Annotated in this window: 11 protein-coding genes; 4 read left to right on the top strand and 7 right to left on the bottom strand. The window is 73.3% G+C overall.

Annotated features, from left to right (window positions below):
• Positions 1 to 69: 69 nt before the first annotated feature.
• Positions 70 to 468: a TerB family tellurite resistance protein gene (locus IPJ59_RS15070; RefSeq protein ID WP_293246780.1), complete on the top strand. Its 399-nt coding sequence runs from the start codon at positions 70 to 72 to the stop codon at positions 466 to 468.
• Between the two features lie 7 nt (positions 469 to 475).
• Here the strand turns inward: IPJ59_RS15070 and IPJ59_RS15065 are convergent, their stop codons facing one another.
• The 7 genes from IPJ59_RS15065 to IPJ59_RS37765 all read right to left on the bottom strand — a co-directional run bounded on the left by IPJ59_RS15065 (position 476) and on the right by IPJ59_RS37765 (position 7,742).
• Positions 476 to 1,807, bottom strand: coding sequence for an FAD-binding oxidoreductase (locus tag IPJ59_RS15065; RefSeq protein ID WP_293272247.1), 1,332 nt, complete (start codon positions 1,805 to 1,807; stop codon positions 476 to 478).
• Positions 1,804 to 3,594: an ArnT family glycosyltransferase gene (locus IPJ59_RS15060; RefSeq protein WP_293272246.1), complete on the bottom strand. Its 1,791-nt coding sequence runs from the start codon at positions 3,592 to 3,594 to the stop codon at positions 1,804 to 1,806. The genes IPJ59_RS15065 and IPJ59_RS15060 overlap by 4 nt, the downstream gene beginning before the upstream one ends.
• A gap of 31 nt (positions 3,595 to 3,625) precedes the next feature.
• Positions 3,626 to 4,474 (bottom strand): hypothetical protein, encoded by an 849-nt coding sequence (locus IPJ59_RS15055; protein WP_293272245.1) that lies wholly within the window; start codon positions 4,472 to 4,474, stop codon positions 3,626 to 3,628.
• Between the two features lie 78 nt (positions 4,475 to 4,552).
• Positions 4,553 to 5,359, bottom strand: a complete 807-nt coding sequence (locus IPJ59_RS15050; RefSeq protein WP_293272244.1) for a hypothetical protein — start codon at positions 5,357 to 5,359, stop codon at positions 4,553 to 4,555.
• Positions 5,360 to 5,462: 103 nt separating this feature from the next.
• Positions 5,463 to 5,927, bottom strand: coding sequence for a hypothetical protein (locus IPJ59_RS15045; RefSeq protein ID WP_293272243.1), 465 nt, complete (start codon positions 5,925 to 5,927; stop codon positions 5,463 to 5,465).
• Positions 5,928 to 6,110: 183 nt separating this feature from the next.
• Positions 6,111 to 7,187 carry a hypothetical protein gene (locus IPJ59_RS15040; RefSeq protein WP_293272242.1) on the bottom strand — a complete coding sequence of 359 codons (1,077 nt, stop codon included), beginning with the start codon at positions 7,185 to 7,187 and terminating at the stop codon, positions 6,111 to 6,113.
• 225 nt (positions 7,188 to 7,412) lie between these two features.
• Complete coding sequence (locus IPJ59_RS37765) at positions 7,413 to 7,742, bottom strand: methyltransferase domain-containing protein (RefSeq protein ID WP_366524595.1); 330 nt, start codon at positions 7,740 to 7,742, stop codon at positions 7,413 to 7,415.
• A 2,197-nt stretch (positions 7,743 to 9,939) separates the two neighbouring features.
• Between IPJ59_RS37765 and IPJ59_RS15035 the strand changes: the two genes are divergently transcribed.
• The 3 genes from IPJ59_RS15035 (at position 9,940) to IPJ59_RS15025 (ending at position 13,686) form a co-directional block, all read left to right on the top strand.
• Positions 9,940 to 10,182 carry a hypothetical protein gene (locus IPJ59_RS15035; RefSeq protein WP_293272241.1) on the top strand — a complete coding sequence of 81 codons (243 nt, stop codon included), beginning with the start codon at positions 9,940 to 9,942 and terminating at the stop codon, positions 10,180 to 10,182.
• Between the two features lie 234 nt (positions 10,183 to 10,416).
• Positions 10,417 to 10,593 (top strand): ATPase, T2SS/T4P/T4SS family, encoded by a 177-nt coding sequence (locus tag IPJ59_RS15030; RefSeq protein ID WP_293272240.1) that lies wholly within the window; start codon positions 10,417 to 10,419, stop codon positions 10,591 to 10,593.
• Between the two features lie 2,958 nt (positions 10,594 to 13,551).
• On the top strand, positions 13,552 to 13,686 hold the full coding sequence (locus tag IPJ59_RS15025) for a hypothetical protein (protein ID WP_293272239.1): 135 nt from the start codon (positions 13,552 to 13,554) through the stop codon (positions 13,684 to 13,686).
• Positions 13,687 to 14,880: the final 1,194 nt, after the last annotated feature.

Raw genomic sequence — 14,880 nt, 5'->3', positions numbered from 1 at the left:
GCGGATGCGCGCTGTACGGGCGCGCGGCGGATCGGCTAGGCTCGGGGCCCCTGCGGGGGAGGAGACGCGATGAAGCAGCACATCGACACGATCACCCAGCTCCTGCTCGGGGCCGCCTACGCGGACAAGCGACTCGAGGGCGCCGAGGTCACGCGCATCGAGGCGATCTTGCGGCAGGTCCTCGGCGGCGAGCCGTCGGCGGAGCTGCTGGCCTCGCTGCATCGCTTCAACCCGGCGGCGTTCAATGTGCACAGCGCGGCGGCGACACTGAAGGGGCTCGAGCCGGCCGACAAGCGCAAGCTGCTCGAGCTGGTCGCCAGCGTCAACGACGCGGACGACGAGCTCGACCTGGCCGAGGACGCGTACCTGCGCCACGTCGCGGTCGGCATCGGCGTGCCGGAGGCGGAGATCGCCGACCTCACGCTCGAGGTGCTCGACGACGAGGAGCTGTTCGGGATGCTGCAGTAGGGCCGCGTCACTCGACGCGGTGGAGCTTGTCGAACACGCCCTTGTGGAACAGGGCGTGGGGGTCGAGGCGGGCCTTGGCGGCGGCGTAGCGGGGCTCGTCGTAGATCTGGAAGAAGCGCTCGCGGTCGTAGTGGTTGCGGGAGATCAGGGTCTTGACGCCGTCGTGGGCGAAGGTCTGGGCCTCGAAGACGGCGGACCAGTCGCGCTCTGGTTCGCTGTTGGGCATGCCGTAGATGGCGCAGTCGATGAGCAGGGTGTCGGCCATGCGCCTGGCGTGGGCGTCGCTGACCCAGGGGTAGATCGCGGGCATGCGGTAGGGGATGACCCACAGCGGGTAGAATTGCGGGCCTGCGCTGTACCAGGCGTAGAAGTCGGCGAAGCGGCGGTCGGGGATGAAGAGGTCGACGACGACGTCGGGGCGGCGCTTGAGCTTGCCGAGCAGCGGCGCGAGGCGGCCGGACCAGCGGATGAGGTTGGTCGAGCCGAGCACGGCCTTGCCGAGCAGGAAGCGCACGGCCTTGTGCTCGAGGCCCGGGACGGTGCGGGTGAGCCAGTGGCACTCGGTGTCGTAGCGAAAGAAGTAGTCCTCGGTGCTGAGGTAGTCGCGGGCGCGCTCGCGGGTGCTCTTGTAAAAAATGTTGAGCCAGCGGTAGTTGCTGAGGTAGGGCGCGTCGTCGACGAACTCGCCGAGGCAGAGGGTGAGGTGGTCGGGGGCGTGGACGATGCCGTCGATGAAGTCGACCTCGCCGGCCGCGCAGTGCTGGCGCAGGGCCGCGTGGAAGGCCGGGAAGTCGCGGAAGCGGAGGTAGCTGAGCTTGACGAAGGGCTTGGCGGGGACCAGGCGAAACTCCAGGCGGGTGACGACGCCGAGGGTGCCGTAGGAGCCGTGGACCATGTGGAAGAGGTCGGGCTCGCGGGTGGGGGAGAGCTCGAGAATTTCGCCGGTACCGGTGACGAGCTCGAGGGATTCGACGCTGTCGAAGAAGCCGCCGAGGCGGAAGGACATCGACTCGACGGCGCAGCCGGCCACGGCGCCGCCGAGGGTGATGCCCTCGAGCTCGGGGACGACGGTGGGGACGAGGCCGAGGGGGAGGGTGGCGCGGACGACGTCGCGGAAGCTGACGCCGGGCTCGGCGACGCAGCGGCGGGCCACGGGGTCGATGTGGAGGATGTGGCGCAGGGCGGAGGTGTCGAGCTTGCCGCTGCGAAAGCGCGGGTCGCCGGGGATCGGGACGACGTGGTGAACGCCGCCCTTGTCGATGTGGACCGGGGTGCCAGCGGCGACCCGCTCGCGCACCTGCGCGGCGATCGCCTGGACGCGGGAGTCGTGGTCGCTCATGCGGGTGGTTCTATCACTCGCGGTAGAGCGAGGTCAGCGGGACGTCGTCGAGGGTGACGACCTCGGCGGGGGCGGTGGTGTGGAGCGACTCCCACAGCTGGATCTCGAGGCTCTGCATGTGGCGCTCGTGGAACAGCAGGCCCTGGCGGGCGCGAGCCGGGGTGGTCGGAGTGTTGCCGGCGGGCCAGCGGCCCTCGCGGGCGTACTGCTGGCGGCTGAGCTCGTGGAGGTCGTGGAGGTAGATCGGGGCGCCCGGGGGCGTGAACACGCCGGGCGGGAGGTCGTGGCCCCAAAAGCCGCGCAGGAGGCCGAGGTCGGCGGCGCCGCGGGCTCCGCCGATCAGCGGTGCGTACTGCGACATGCCGTGCGGGTGGCCGTCGATCGTGCTCCACACGCCGGGGACGAGCACGAGCAGCAGCGCGGCGGCGGGGGCGTGGCGCCAGCGGCCGCGCAGGGCGGCGGCGCGGGTCAGGGCGATGAACGCGGTCGCGGCGGCGAGGGCGAGGAAGGGGTAGGCGGTGATCCAGTGCTTGGTGCCGCCGAAGATCGGGATCGTCGGGAGGGCGATCAGGGCGATCGGGAAGCTCGCGAAGAGGGCCCAGAGCAGGCCGTCGCGGGTCGGCTGGCCGCGCAGCGGGGCGCCAGGTGGGGGTGTCCGAAGGGACAGGTGAGGTGTCTCTTGGGGCAGGTGTTAGATCGCGGCGGAGACCGAGGCCGAGGCCGAGCAGGGCGAGCAGGAGGGCGCCGGTGGGGACGGTCGCCCAGGTGAGCACGAAGGGGTAGGAGATCGGGAGCGGCGGGCGGTTGTAGTTGATGCCGAGGAATTCGGTGTTGTAGTAGGCGTGCTGCTGGTGGAAGGCGTAGTAGTCGAGGGCGCGGCCGACCGGGTCGGACCACAGCCACGGCCACAGAGCGAGGGCGGTGAGCGGGGCGAGCACGGCCATCGCCAGGAAGGGGAGGGGCAGCAGCTGGCCCGGGCGCGGGCGTCGGCGGGCGAGCAGCAGGCACAGGCCGTAGTGCAGCGCGAGCAGGATCGGGATGAAGAGGGCGTTCAGCTTGATCGAGACGGCGACGCCGAGGGCCGGGCCGAGGGCGAGGGCCCAGCGCGCAGAGTGCAGGGCGCGGCGGTAGATCAGGACCACGGCGAGGGTGGCGGCGGCGACCGGGACGTCGAAGCAGTGCAGGCCGGCGTGGAACCACACGTGCGGGAGGGCGATGAACCACAGGGCGGCGCACAGGCCGGCGAGGAGGGGGATGGTGCTGTCTGGAGGGACAGGTTGGGTGGTCGGAGGGACAGGTGGGATCGGGGTGGTCGAAGGGACAGGTTGGGTGGTCGGGGGGACAGGTTGGGGCTTGGCCGGGAGCGGGGCGGCCAGGCTGGCGCCGGTGAGGAAGAGGAGGGCGACGGCGAGGCCGGCGAGCAGCTGGGCGGGGAGGCGCATCGCGGCGCCCTCGGGCATGAGCGGGAGGAGGCCGGTGGGGGCGGGCTCGGCCTGGCCGGCGGGGAGCCCGGGCCGGGCGAAGATGCGGGCCGAGATGCCGCCGGCGATCTTCATGAGGGCGGGGTGCTCGTGGTTGACGCTGAAGGCGCGGTCGCGGGCGGGGGCGGCGAGGGCGGTGCCGGGGGCGTGGAGGAGCTGGGCGGCCCAGGCGGCGTGGTGGCGGCTGGCGACGAAGTAGATGCCCTCGTCGCGGACGTAGCCGACGCGGCGGTGGCCGAGGGAGAGCAGGGTGGTGGTCGCAAGGCCGAGGCCCAGGGCGACGAGCAGGCGGTTGCGGCGGGTCACGGGGTGGCCTCCGCGGGGTGGTTGCGGCGGGTCACGGGGTCGCCTCCGCGTCGGGGTCGGCGAGGGCGCGCAGCTCGAGGCAGGCGGCGCGGCGCGGCTGCGGGGCGTAGCCCTGCTCGGTCCAGGTGCCGCCGAGCAGGGGGGTCAGGCGGAGCAGGACCTCGTGCGGGCCGGGGGTGGTGGCGACGGCGAAGGCGGCCCAGCCCTGGTTATCACTGAGGGTCCAGCGGCCGGCCGGGGCGTCGTCGATGCGGAGCTCGAGCAGGGCCGGGGCGTCGTTGCGGAGGCGGGCGTTGAAGTCGGCGAAGCCGAGGTGGCCGCGGAGGGTCGTGCCGAGCTCGGCGCGGCGGGAGATCTCGAGGCTCGCGCCGTCGTCGAGCTCGAGCGCGAGGCAGCGGCGCGGGCGGTAGGCGACCTCGCGGGTGGCGAGGGCGACGCTGCCCTGCTTGCACGACCATGTCCCGGAGGACAGGCGACAGGGGCCACGGGCGTCGCGGAGGGTGAGGGCGGCGGGGTCGGCGAGCCAGTCGGTGATGAGGACGCCGGCGGCGGGCGCGAGGTAGTGGTGGAGGCGCAGTGGGCCGAGATCGTCGCTGGCGAGCAGCTGCGGGGGCGGGAGCTCGGCGAGGTCGGTCTGGAGGTCGTCCGACCAGGCGCCGGCGTGCGGCGAGCCGGCCATGCCGAGCACGTGGAAGCGCGGGACGCCGTGGAGGTCGGGGGCGGCGAGCGAGTCCCAGCCGCGCAAGGGTGGGAGATGCTGGCGGGCGCTGGGGCCGAGCCAGGGGGTGCCGAGGTAGACGGGCTCGCCGGGCGGGAGGGTCGCGAGGGCGAGGGCGGTAGCTTGCCCAGACCTCGGGCGTGAGGCGGGCGCGGTAGGCACTGGCGGCGGCGAACCACTCGAGCGCGGCGACGGCTGCGAGGACGGCCAGGGCGAGGCGGGCTGGCCGATGGGACAGGTTCATGGGGCGGCCCCCGGGAGCTTGAGGTCGAGGCCGAAGCGGGGTGGGGCCTCGCCGCTGGTCTCGAGCTCGACGCGGAGGTCGACGGTGACGGCCTGCAATGCCGGCGGGACGGCGATGTCGTCGAGGTGGTTGCGGTCGGGGCGGTGGCGGACGGGGAGGTCGGCGAGCGGGGTCCAGTCGGCGGCGCCGTGAGGGCGGGCGGCGATGCGGAGGCGGTGGTTGCCGCGGCGGCGCAGCTTGGCGTCGTCGTCGTCGAGGGCGTACCAGCCGTCGAGGTTGGGGCCGAGCTGTACGTCCGGGAATGTCACTTCGGACATGCCCGATCGGCCAGGTCGGGCGAGGAGGGCGGGCAGGACCAGCATGTCGGTCTTGAGCGGGCCGGCGACGAAGTTGCGGGCCCCGGCCGCGCCGCGCTGGAGGCGAGCGCTGGCGAGGTCGTGCTCGCGGGCGGCGCCCTGGCGGTGGCGCAGGGCGGCGAGGGCGAGGCCGAGGACCAGCAGGCCGATGAGCAGGGCGGGGTGGGTGAGGCGGCGGGCCCAGGGGCGCAGGCGTGGGAGCAGCGGGCGGTGGCGCGTGAGGGCGGCGAGGCCGAGCAGGCCGAGCAGGCCGAGGCCGAGGCCGAGGATGTCGACGCGGCGCCAACGGTCGTAGCGCAGCTCGTAGCTGCCGTCGCGCGCGGGGCGGCGATGAGGGTCGGCTCGCGGCCGTCGTCGCCGAGGGCCTTGCCGCCGCGCAGCTCGCCGGCGCGGCGCTGGGCCTGGGTGGCGGCCTTGCTGTCCCCGAGGACAGGTACCTCGTACCACTCGACGGGCTCGTTGGGGCCGTCGGCGGCCCCAGCGGGAGTGAAGTGGAGCTGCCAGCGTGGGTAGCCGGCGACGTGGAGGACCAGGCGGCTGCGCTCGTCGGTCACGCCGCGGACGCGGACGCGCAGACCGTCGCCGGCGATGGCGGGCTGCTCGACCGTGAGCTCGCCGCTGCCCTCGAGGTGGGCGAGGGGCTCGGGGTCGGCGAGCGCGAACACGTGGATCTGCCCGAACTGGGCCAGGCGGTGGCGCCGGACGGGAGCATGTTGCTGGTGCTGACGAGGTAGCGGACGCCGAGGCGGCGCAGCAGCGCGGGGTCGCCGGACTCGGGCTTGTGGACGAAGTTGTCGCCGGGGTGAAGCCCCGCTTGTAGCTCGGGGTGGGTGTAGACCGGCGAGTCCATGAACCAGTGGAGGTTGCGGTCGGCGCGGAAGCTGATGCGGTAGTCGGCGTCGCGGGCGTCCCAGGTGGCGCGGGCCCAGGCGAGGAAGGCGGCGTAGTCGGCGGCGAAGCGCGGCACGCCGGGCATGCGCTGGGTCTGGATCTGGCCGACCTGGCCGCGCTGCATCTGGGCGCGGGTGTCGACGAGCTGCCAGAGGGCGAGGGCGAGGGCGAGGGCGGCGGCGAGGCCCGTGAGTGGCGGCGGATGGCGCTTCCGGACATGTCGGTTCGACCATGTTCGTACGGCCAGGTGGCATAGGCCGCCGAGGGCGGCGCCGGCGAGCAGGAAGAAGCCGGGGCTTGGCGGCGATCAGGAAGCGCTGGTACTGGATGTGCTGGAAGCCGCCGGACAGCCAGTCGAGGCGCAGGCCCCAGAACAGGTCGGTGCTGGCGAGCAGCCAGCGGGCGACGGTCCACAGGCGAAGAAGCGCAGCGGGGCGCGACCCAGGAGGGCCGCGGCGAGCAGGCCGAGGCTGGCGCAGCGGGCCGACGGCGGTGGGCATAATTGCGTCCACTGGCCGTGGCTGGCCATGCGCAGCATGTCGGCGAGGGGGGCGCAGCCAGCCGTGGAGTTGGCCATCCAGCCGCGGTGGGCGCTCATCGGCAGCAGCCACCAGGCCGCCAGGGCGGCGCCGATGCTGAGGACGAGGGTGAGGTGGAGGGCGGTCTCGGCGAGCTGCGAGCGGCGGGTCGGGCCGCCGCGCAGGCCGATGGTCATGAGGTAGAGCGGGGCGCCGAGGGCCAGCATCATGAGCGCCATCGGGCAAGTGATCAGGTGCCGGCGGCGGCGAGAGGCGGCGAGGGCGAGGTGGCGGCGGACGCCAGGTCGCCGTCCCGTGGGACAGGTGGGGACAGGCGGGTCGAGGCCGTCTGAGGGACAGGTGACGACGCGCCGCCCGGAAAGGACAGGCGGAGTCGTGCTGTCCGAAAGGACAGGTGATGCGGCGCGGGCGGCCAGGGTGGTCCCGGCGGTGGTGAGCTGGGCGAGGGCGGTGGCGAGGGTCTGCGGCCACACGCCGTAGAGCACGGTGTAGGTCCAGCCGCCCTCGCGGTAGGCGCGACGTTCTGGCGAGGGCGAGCAGCGCGGCGCACAGGCCGGGCACCGGGCCCCAGCCGAGGGCCCGGCCAGCGCAGCAGGGCGAGGCCCCGGGTCAGGAACACGAGGGGTGAACAGGAGCGCGTAGGCCTGCGGCCAGTCGAGCAGGCCGAGGCTGAGGACGCGCAGGGCGAGTACGCTGAGGTCGCCGAGGACCGGGTGCAGACTTCGTCGAGCGGGCCGCCGAAGAACCAGGTCGGGCTCCAGCCGACGAGGTGGCCGCCGGCCAGCTGCTCGCCGTAGAGGTGAGACGCGGGTCAGGTGGACGGTAGGGTCGGCGGACAGCGGCATGACCCGGTGGGGACCGGCCACAGCAGGTAGAGGCCGAACAGGGTGACCAGCAGGGCGGGCAGCCAGCGGGCGAGACGGCTGGCCCGAGAGACAGGTGTGTTTTGGCTGGCCCGAGAGACAGGTGTGTTTTGGCTGGCCCTTGGGACAGGCGGCGCGGGTGGTTCCGCGCCGGGGCCAGGTCCGGAGGGACAGGTGGGTGAGGGTCCCGGCGGATATCGCCCAGGATCACCGTCCAGGGGGGAGGGGGCGACGCACTCGGGAGGAGGGCGTCGAGGGGGGTGGCGGCGAGGGTGAGGAGGGCGCGGCGGCTGAAGTGTTGACGTGGCCGGGGTGCTGCCGAGGGCGCGAGGCGAGCGGCCGCGCGCGAGGGTTCAAGATCCGGCCAGCACGGAGCTCCCAGGGGTCGAGATCAGACCCGGCGGGCGGACACGCGGGCGAGGCGCCGCCCGGCGAGGCCGGCGGGGGGTCGGCGAGGTGCCCGAGCACCCCGCAGCAGATCACGAGGTCGAAGCTGGTGTCGGGCCGGGGCAGGGCGTAGATCGAGGCCTCGCGCAGGGGCGAGCTGGGGGTCGAGGTGTCGGGGGGGCGGGCGCAGGGCCACGTCGCAGGCCTCGAAGCGGTCGGGGCGGGCGTGACTGATCAGGTCGGCGAGCAAGGGCCCTCGCCGCAGCCGACCCCGCCATCGCCGGGGGCACCCGTCCCTGGTACAGGTCAGTGACGGCAGTGGCGAGAAGTGCCGCGCATGGGGGCGCCGGGCGATCGGGTTGCGGGTGCTGTACTTTGTCGTAGACGTTGCCGACGACGTTGAGCCGGCGTCGACCCGCGGGTGTGGCACGCGGGGTCTCCCGGGTGTAGCAGGGCCAAGCGGCGGTGGGAGCCGCGAGCGGCGGTGGCTTCGGACCAGGGCGTGGCGGTGGTGCGCCGGAGCCGGGGATCGCCGGGCCGTCGCCGAGGCGACCGACCGCGAGGTCGAGCTGGCGCACCTGCATCGAGCAGCCGCTCGCTGAGGCGGCGGTTGGCGGCGATGAGGTCGCCGAGCAGGGGCCATGAGGCCGAACAGGAAGGCGAGCACGACGGCTGACGCCGACGAGCAGGGATCTGGTGGCTGCCTTCCTGCGGCCAGCGCGGGCGGCGTAAGTAGTAGAGGAAGCGGGCCGCGCCGAGGCCGCCGAGGCCGGAGCAGGAGCAGCAGGAGGGCGACGAAGCCGAAGGTCTGGACCGGCCAGTGGCATGCTGTAGGCGCGGACGATGACGGCGGCGTTGCGGCGCACGTAGCCGCCGGATCGACGGAACAGGCGCGACGGGCGGGTCTGCGGGTTGGTCTCGACGGCGACGTTTGGTCGATGGCGAGGCCGGCGTTTCCGGCCTGGATGATCGTCTCCCAGGGTGCAGGGGGCAGGCTGTTGTGATCGAACAGGGCGGCGGCGGCCTCAGCGATCGATCGCCGCCCGGAAGCCGCGTGGTGGCGTCGCGCACGGCGACGCAGCGCTGGCCCGGCGCACGACGTTGGTGCCCCAGCGCCGCAGCAGTCGCTTGAGCCAGGAGAAGTGGGCGAGGCTGAAACGGTGCGGCGGTCGCCGACGACGATGTCGGCCCGGGCTGGCGCGAGCACCCGGCGCGACCAGGCGTGGACGTCGGCGCCGCGGTACGTGGTTGTCGTCGTTTGTGTTGACGACGGATGTCTGCGCTGAGGCGGGGAGGCAGGCGTCGACGCCGGCGGCGTAGGCGACGGCGAGGCCGCCGTTGCGCGGGAAGCGGAGGACGTGGTGGGCGCTGAGCTGCCCGGCGAGCCGGCGGTGCTGTCCGTGCTGCCGTCGTCGATGACGAGCACCTCGATGCTATCGATGCCGGGGATGCTGCGCGGAGGTCGGTGAGGGTGGCCCCGAGGTGGTCCCGTTCGTTGAGGCAGGGATCCGAATGACGAGCTTCACGGTCCGCGGCGTTGTCGCTTCGTACCACGCTCGTGCGGGCCCGGGCGCGGTGAAGGCCGTGGGCGAGAGGCCGCAGATCGGCCAGAGGGCCGTCTGGGGCCCGTTGCGCGGGTTGCGCGAGCGACAGTGCGGGGCGGCCGCAGGCTCCGGCGTCATGGCTGCGATCGATTCCTGTTTGCTGGTCGCGGCGCAGAAGGCCGACGCGATGATCGTGGCGTCCGGAGCGGTGCCCCTGCCCGAAGGGCGGGGCCGACGTGGCGCTGTCGATGCCGAAGGTCAGCTACGACATGGTGGGCGATCTTCCTCGAGGACCTGGTCGACGCGGAGCAGCTGCAGGCGATCGGGCAGGGCGGACGCTGCGCATCGCCCACAGCGTCGGCGACGAGCAGTTCTCGGTCGATTTCAATGGTGAGGGCGGTCGCTTCCGCCTCGCGTTCTCACTTGGTGAGAGGCCAGGCGGGCCGTCGCCGGCGCGGCGCGGGACCGGGCGTCGAGCGGGCGCGATGACCGGAGCCGCACCGCGCGCGGGTCGCGGTTTCGGGCTGCCCGTGCCGCCGCAGTCGCCGGTCTCGCTGGCAACCGCCGCAACCGCCGCAACCGCCGCAGAGCCGCCGTTTCACGCGGCACCGCTGCGGCCGGCGGTGGAGCGAGGCGCTGCCGCAGCCGTCCTGCGAACAGGTTGTCGGCGAAAGCGAGTCGGCGCCGCTGATCGCCTACCGCACGGCGCGCGTCGACAAACGCGGGCGACCTGATCGTTGGGCGCCGCAGGCCCACCAGACGGGGCGTCGGACCTGCTGGCCGTCGACCGGCATGCCGGCGCGATGCGGCTCAGGCGTTATGGAGTGACGGGGCTGACCTGCGACGCCGGCCAGATCCTCGCGCTGGCGGAGCCGGCGACGACGCCGGAGCGGCGGCACGAGCCTCGAGCGCAGCGGCAGCGTCGACCTGCGCTCGACCTGTCCCCGGGGCCAGGTGCGAGGGCGCTGCGCTTCCGCATCAACCTGTTTCGCCAGCAGCGCGGGCTGGCGGCGGCGATCCGGCTGGTGCGCTCAGAGTGCCGCTGACGGGCTGGCGCGCAGCTCGGCCGCCGGACGAGTTTCCGCCAGGCTGGCGCAGTAAATTCGTCGGTTGGCGCCGATGACCGGACCGACCGCCTTCGGGCAAGTCGACGACGCTGGCGGCGCTGATCGAGCAGGTGAACCTGAGCAACGGCGAAGCCACGTGATCACGCTCGAGGACCCGGTCGAGCTGCAGTACGTCAGCAAGGGCGCTGATCCACCAGCGCGAGGTGGGTACTGATGTCGAGAGCTTCGCGGGCCGGGTTATGGGCGGCGCGCTGCGCGAGACCCGACATCATCCTGGTCGGCGAGATGCGCGACCAGGACACGATCGCGGTGGCGGCCCTGACGGTGGCGGAGACCGGGCACCTGGTGCCGTCGACGCTGCACGCGGCGCAGCGCGGCGATGGCGATTGACCGCATCATCGACGTGTTCCTGGGCTGGCGGCGGCCGCATGCGTGCGGCTGCAGCTGGCGGCCTGCTGCGCGCGGCGGTGGTCAGTCACCTGGCGGTGCTGCTGCGAAGCCGAGCGCGCAGCTCCGGCGGTGCTGGCTCACGAGAAGATGATCGTGACCGCGGCGGTGGCCACCAGATCCGGGCGATGCGCCGGGCGCACCAGATCGCCAATCAGATCCAGACCGGGCGCGCCGAGGGTATGATAACCTCATACGGCCGCTGCTCGCGCTGCTGCGGGCGGGCAAGGTGAGCCCGAGGCGGCCAGCGACGGTCGCACCTCGATCCGGACGGGCTGCGCCGGGCGATGCCTGATGCGGATGATGCGGATGATGCGGACGATGCGGGCGAGTCGCATATCGGCTGCTGCGAGGCGCCGGGCGGCGGTGATCGCCGCGCTCGCGCTGGGGCACATCGCGGGCCTGGAGCTTCCTCTGCGACGACGCGTACATCTCGTTCCGCTACGCCAGGAACCAAGTGGAGCACGGGACCCCGGCCCACAACCCGGCGACAGCCGCGCGAGCTGGTCGAGGGCTACACGAACCTGGGTGTTGCTGCTGGCGCTTCGGCGACCGCGTGGGCGTGGCGCCCGAGCTGCTGGCGCCGGTGCTGACGCAGCTGGGCGCGCTGGCCGGGTTGGCGATGATCGTGTGCTGTTGTTGCGGGGTTGCGGGCGGAGAATGCCGCGCCGGCGCTGCGTTGCGGTTGCTGGCGCGCAGCCCGGAGTCTGGCGGTGTGGGGCAGGGCGGGCCTCGAGACGGCGTTGGCGGTCGCGCCGTCGCTGGCGGCGATGGCGGCGGCGTGGGCGAGCGGGCGCTGGCGGCGGCGGGTTGCTTGACGGCGCTGGCGGCCCGACCCGCCCGGACGCGCTGCCGCCGATCGGTCTGTTCTTTGGGACATGGCTGATCGTACACGGCCGAAAGGTCCGGGCCGGGTTGGCGGCGGCTGGTGATCGCCGCTGCGCTGGCGGCGGGTCCGCTGGCGCTGCAGCTGCTGTGGCGCGATCACTACTACGGAGCTGGCTGTCGAACACGTGGCTGGTCAAGAAGTTCGGCGGGGCCGCTGCGGGACCTACGGGCTTTGGTACGTCGAGGCGGGGCGCGGGCGGTGGGGCTCGTGTGGCTGTTGCCGCTGTTACCAGTGGCTGCGGGCGCGGCACCTGGTGCTGGTGATCCTGATCGCGGGACGGCGGGCGTGGGCGATCGGCGGCGACTTCATGGCCTACTCGCGCTTCTTTGATCGTGGCGACGGGCTGCTGGCGGTGCTGTGGGAGCTGGTTGCTCGAGTGACGGCGGCGTGGATCGGCGGGCGGTGCGCGGGCCTGGCGGTAGCCGGTGGCGGCGATCGTGATTCGTCGCCGCGGGGTTGTTGGCGGGGCAGGCGAGGGCGCGCTGGCTCGAGGACAGGGGCGCAGGCTGGCGGGGTGGCTGGCGGGGCGCTGGGAGGGGTCACGGCGATGGACTGCTTCGCCCGCGAGCGCGTGTACGTGTGGGCGCGTGGATGCGAGAGAACTCTTGCCGGCGTCGACGGGGCTGACGGTCGGCGCGGCGGGGCCCCGCCGTATGCGTCGGGGCCGCTGGTGGTCGATGTGTACGGGGCTGGTCGACGCCTGGCCGCGGCGGGTGCCGGAGCTGCGACCGTCGCCGCGCGGGACGTCCGGGGCATCAGCCGACGGCGCCGCTGGCCGATCCGGCGGCGTGCGTGACCCGGACCTGCTGTGTCACGCGGGCACGTCGGTCCGCGGGTGCCGGCGCAGGCGAGCGCGCAGACCCGCGGGTTCGGGCCGGGGTACCGCTGGGCCTGTGTGGCGCCGGCCGGCGGTCGACGCGCGTGAGCCGGGCGGGGTGTGCTGGACCTGGCATTACTGCTGTCTGCGGCCGGTGGTCGGAGCCGGGGCTGTTTCTCGCGATGACGCGGGTGCGACGGGGGTGTCGCGATGAGCGTGGTGTGGGCGCGGACGCGGGGTGCTGGCGCTGGCGGGGTTGTGGGTGGTGGTCCCGGGCGATCTTCGTCGCAAGGTGGCGGATCGGCCCCGAGCTCGAGCTCGAGTGGATGGAGTGGCGGGTCGCCGCATCAGGCGCCGCGCCCGCAGCAGGGGCTGGCGATTCACCCCGAGCCGTCGGCGGAGTTCGTGTTCTTCTGTACACGCCGCTGCACACGGCGTTGCTGGCGATGCTCGGGTGGGCGCTGCCGCTGGACTTCGCGCTGGCGCGGGTCGTCAGCGTGGCGGCGTGCGTGGCGGTGGGGCTCGGGCTGTGGCGGTTGGTCGGGCAGGAGGGCAAGCCGCGGGCGCAATCTGCAGGCGGCGGCGGTGGGGCTGTGGTGCGCGGGCTATGTGTTCAGCTTCCGCTGGTACGACGTGGGCCGCGCGGACAGGCCTGTCTCCTCGCGCTGCGGTTGTGGGCTGGTGCTGCTGCGTGGCGAGGGGGGCGGCTGGCGGGCGGCGGCGCTGGCGGGGCTGGGCGGTGGGGCTGGCGTTCCGGACCCGGCCAGACGGCGGCGGAAATTTGTGCTGGCGAGCGGACTGTTGGGGCTGCTGGTGGCGCTGCGCGAGCCGCTGGTGGTCTGCGGCGACGATCGCCGTGGTGGATGGCGGTGGGGTGCTGCTCGGTCAGCGGATTCACGGGGGCAGCCAGGCGTACACTACGAGCTGCACCAGAGCCACGCGTTCAACGCGGAGCTTACCACCGCAAGACCTGGGGATGTTCCGGGCACGCGGCGCCGTTCCTCGCGTTGTTGCTTGTGGCGCCGCCTCGCGGGTGGATCCGGGGGGGGCCCGTGGGACAGGTGTGAAAGGGACAGGTCGATCGGCGCGGGCCGATTCACTGGGGTGCTGATGGCGGCGGCGCTGCTGGTCTCGGCGCTCGGCTACAGCACGTGCAGCAAAGCGGGCCGAGCCCAACGCGTTCGGTGCCGGGGGGGTGCTTCTCGGGGCGGCGTTCGTGGCGCAGGTGGCGCTGCCGGTCGGGCGCGGGGAGGCGGCGGCGCTCGGGCTGGTGGCGGCGCAGCTGGTGTTCGCGTTGTTACGCGAGCCGCGCCACCAGGCGATCCGGTGATACGCGGGCTGCGGGCTGGCTTTGGGACAGCTACGCGTGGTGTGGATCCGGCGCGCACGCTGCCGGACGCGGGCCAGCGCGGGCGGGCGGCGGCGCTGCGCGAGGAGTTGTGGGCGGCCGGGCCGAAGCTGGCGCTGCAGCGGCCTGGTGGAGCGTGCTGGCTGGCGGCCCCGGGCATCGTCGGTCTGATGGATCCACGACGTGGCGCCGACGCAGCAGCGGCGATCGAGCGGGAGCCGGCGGCGCGGGTCGAGGCCGGTGTACGGCGCTGTACTTCGACGGCGAGGCGCCGGCGTGGCTGCGACCGCGGCTGCAGCGGCGTTACACGCTGGCGCGCACGCGGCGGGGGAGGAGCGTGCTGCTGATGACGGCCATATGTCGGCGGCGGGATGGTGACGTGGCGCGGGCCGCAGCTGGTCTATTTGCGCCGCGAGGCTGCTTCGCCCAAGCAGTTGCGGGCCCTGAGGCTTCCGCCGCCGAAGTCCAGGAGAGGAGTCGGCGGGGTGCTGCGAGGAGTCGGTCGATTAATAGCAGGCCCTGGTGCAGAGCACCGGGACCCGCCGCAGTCTCTGGGCGGAGCGGATTGGCGAGAGACGCGGATCATCTTGGTGCCTCGAGGGTGACGAACTTGAGCCTGCTGCACCCTGCACGCGACCTCGATCGTGACGCTCGTAGCACCGCGGGGCTCCTGAGCGCGGTGGCCCAACCCTCGACGCTGTCGGGGCAGGCGCCATCGACCGATCAGGCGGGCGTGCCCTCACGGATGGCGCCGTCGGCCGGCGCACCTGGGAGAACGCTGCGAACCACGACGGTGGTCGCCGCGGCCCCGGATCACCGCGCCGATGCCGCTGTACGAGTAGCTGTTGTCGACAGCGCGGTGGGCCGAGCGGGCAAAATCCGTGCTGCCGAAGCGGTACATGATGGCTGCGGAGGTGGCCATCGCGCGCCGGCAGCGACGATGGAGCTGAGGTAGATGACGCGCCGGGCGGGTGCGCCAGCGGGCGATGGAGGTCGCTAAGGAAGATTCAGTGTTCGGAGAACGCATCGGGCTTCGCTCCTGTCCGAGACAGACTTGACGAGTGTTCCACAGCTTCGAAAGCTTCTGGGTTAGGGCGAGGGTTACTGCCGACGCTGTCGCAGCATTCCTCGCGGGCCTTTGCGGGCCTGGCCGCGGTGGCGGGTGAGGCGCGTGGG

Source organism: Nannocystis sp. (assembly GCF_016714285.1).
Classification (GTDB): Bacteria; Myxococcota_A; Polyangia; order Nannocystales; family Nannocystaceae; genus Nannocystis.
This window is presented reverse-complemented; position numbering and strand designations above follow the sequence as displayed.

Coding starts and splice junctions, on each gene's coding strand:
- IPJ59_RS15070 (WP_293246780.1), top strand. CDS start 70: ATGAAGCAGCACATCGACACGATCACCCAGCTCCTGCTCGGGGCCGCC.
- IPJ59_RS15065 (WP_293272247.1), bottom strand. CDS start 1,807: ATGAGCGACCACGACTCCCGCGTCCAGGCGATCGCCGCGCAGGTGCGC.
- IPJ59_RS15045 (WP_293272243.1), bottom strand. CDS start 5,927: ATGCAGCGCGGCCAGGTCGGCCAGATCCAGACCCAGCGCATGCCCGGC.
- IPJ59_RS15040 (WP_293272242.1), bottom strand. CDS start 7,187: ATGCCGCTGTCCGCCGACCCTACCGTCCACCTGACCCGCGTCTCACCT.
- IPJ59_RS15035 (WP_293272241.1), top strand. CDS start 9,940: ATGCGGCTCAGGCGTTATGGAGTGACGGGGCTGACCTGCGACGCCGGC.
- IPJ59_RS15030 (WP_293272240.1), top strand. CDS start 10,417: ATGTCGAGAGCTTCGCGGGCCGGGTTATGGGCGGCGCGCTGCGCGAGA.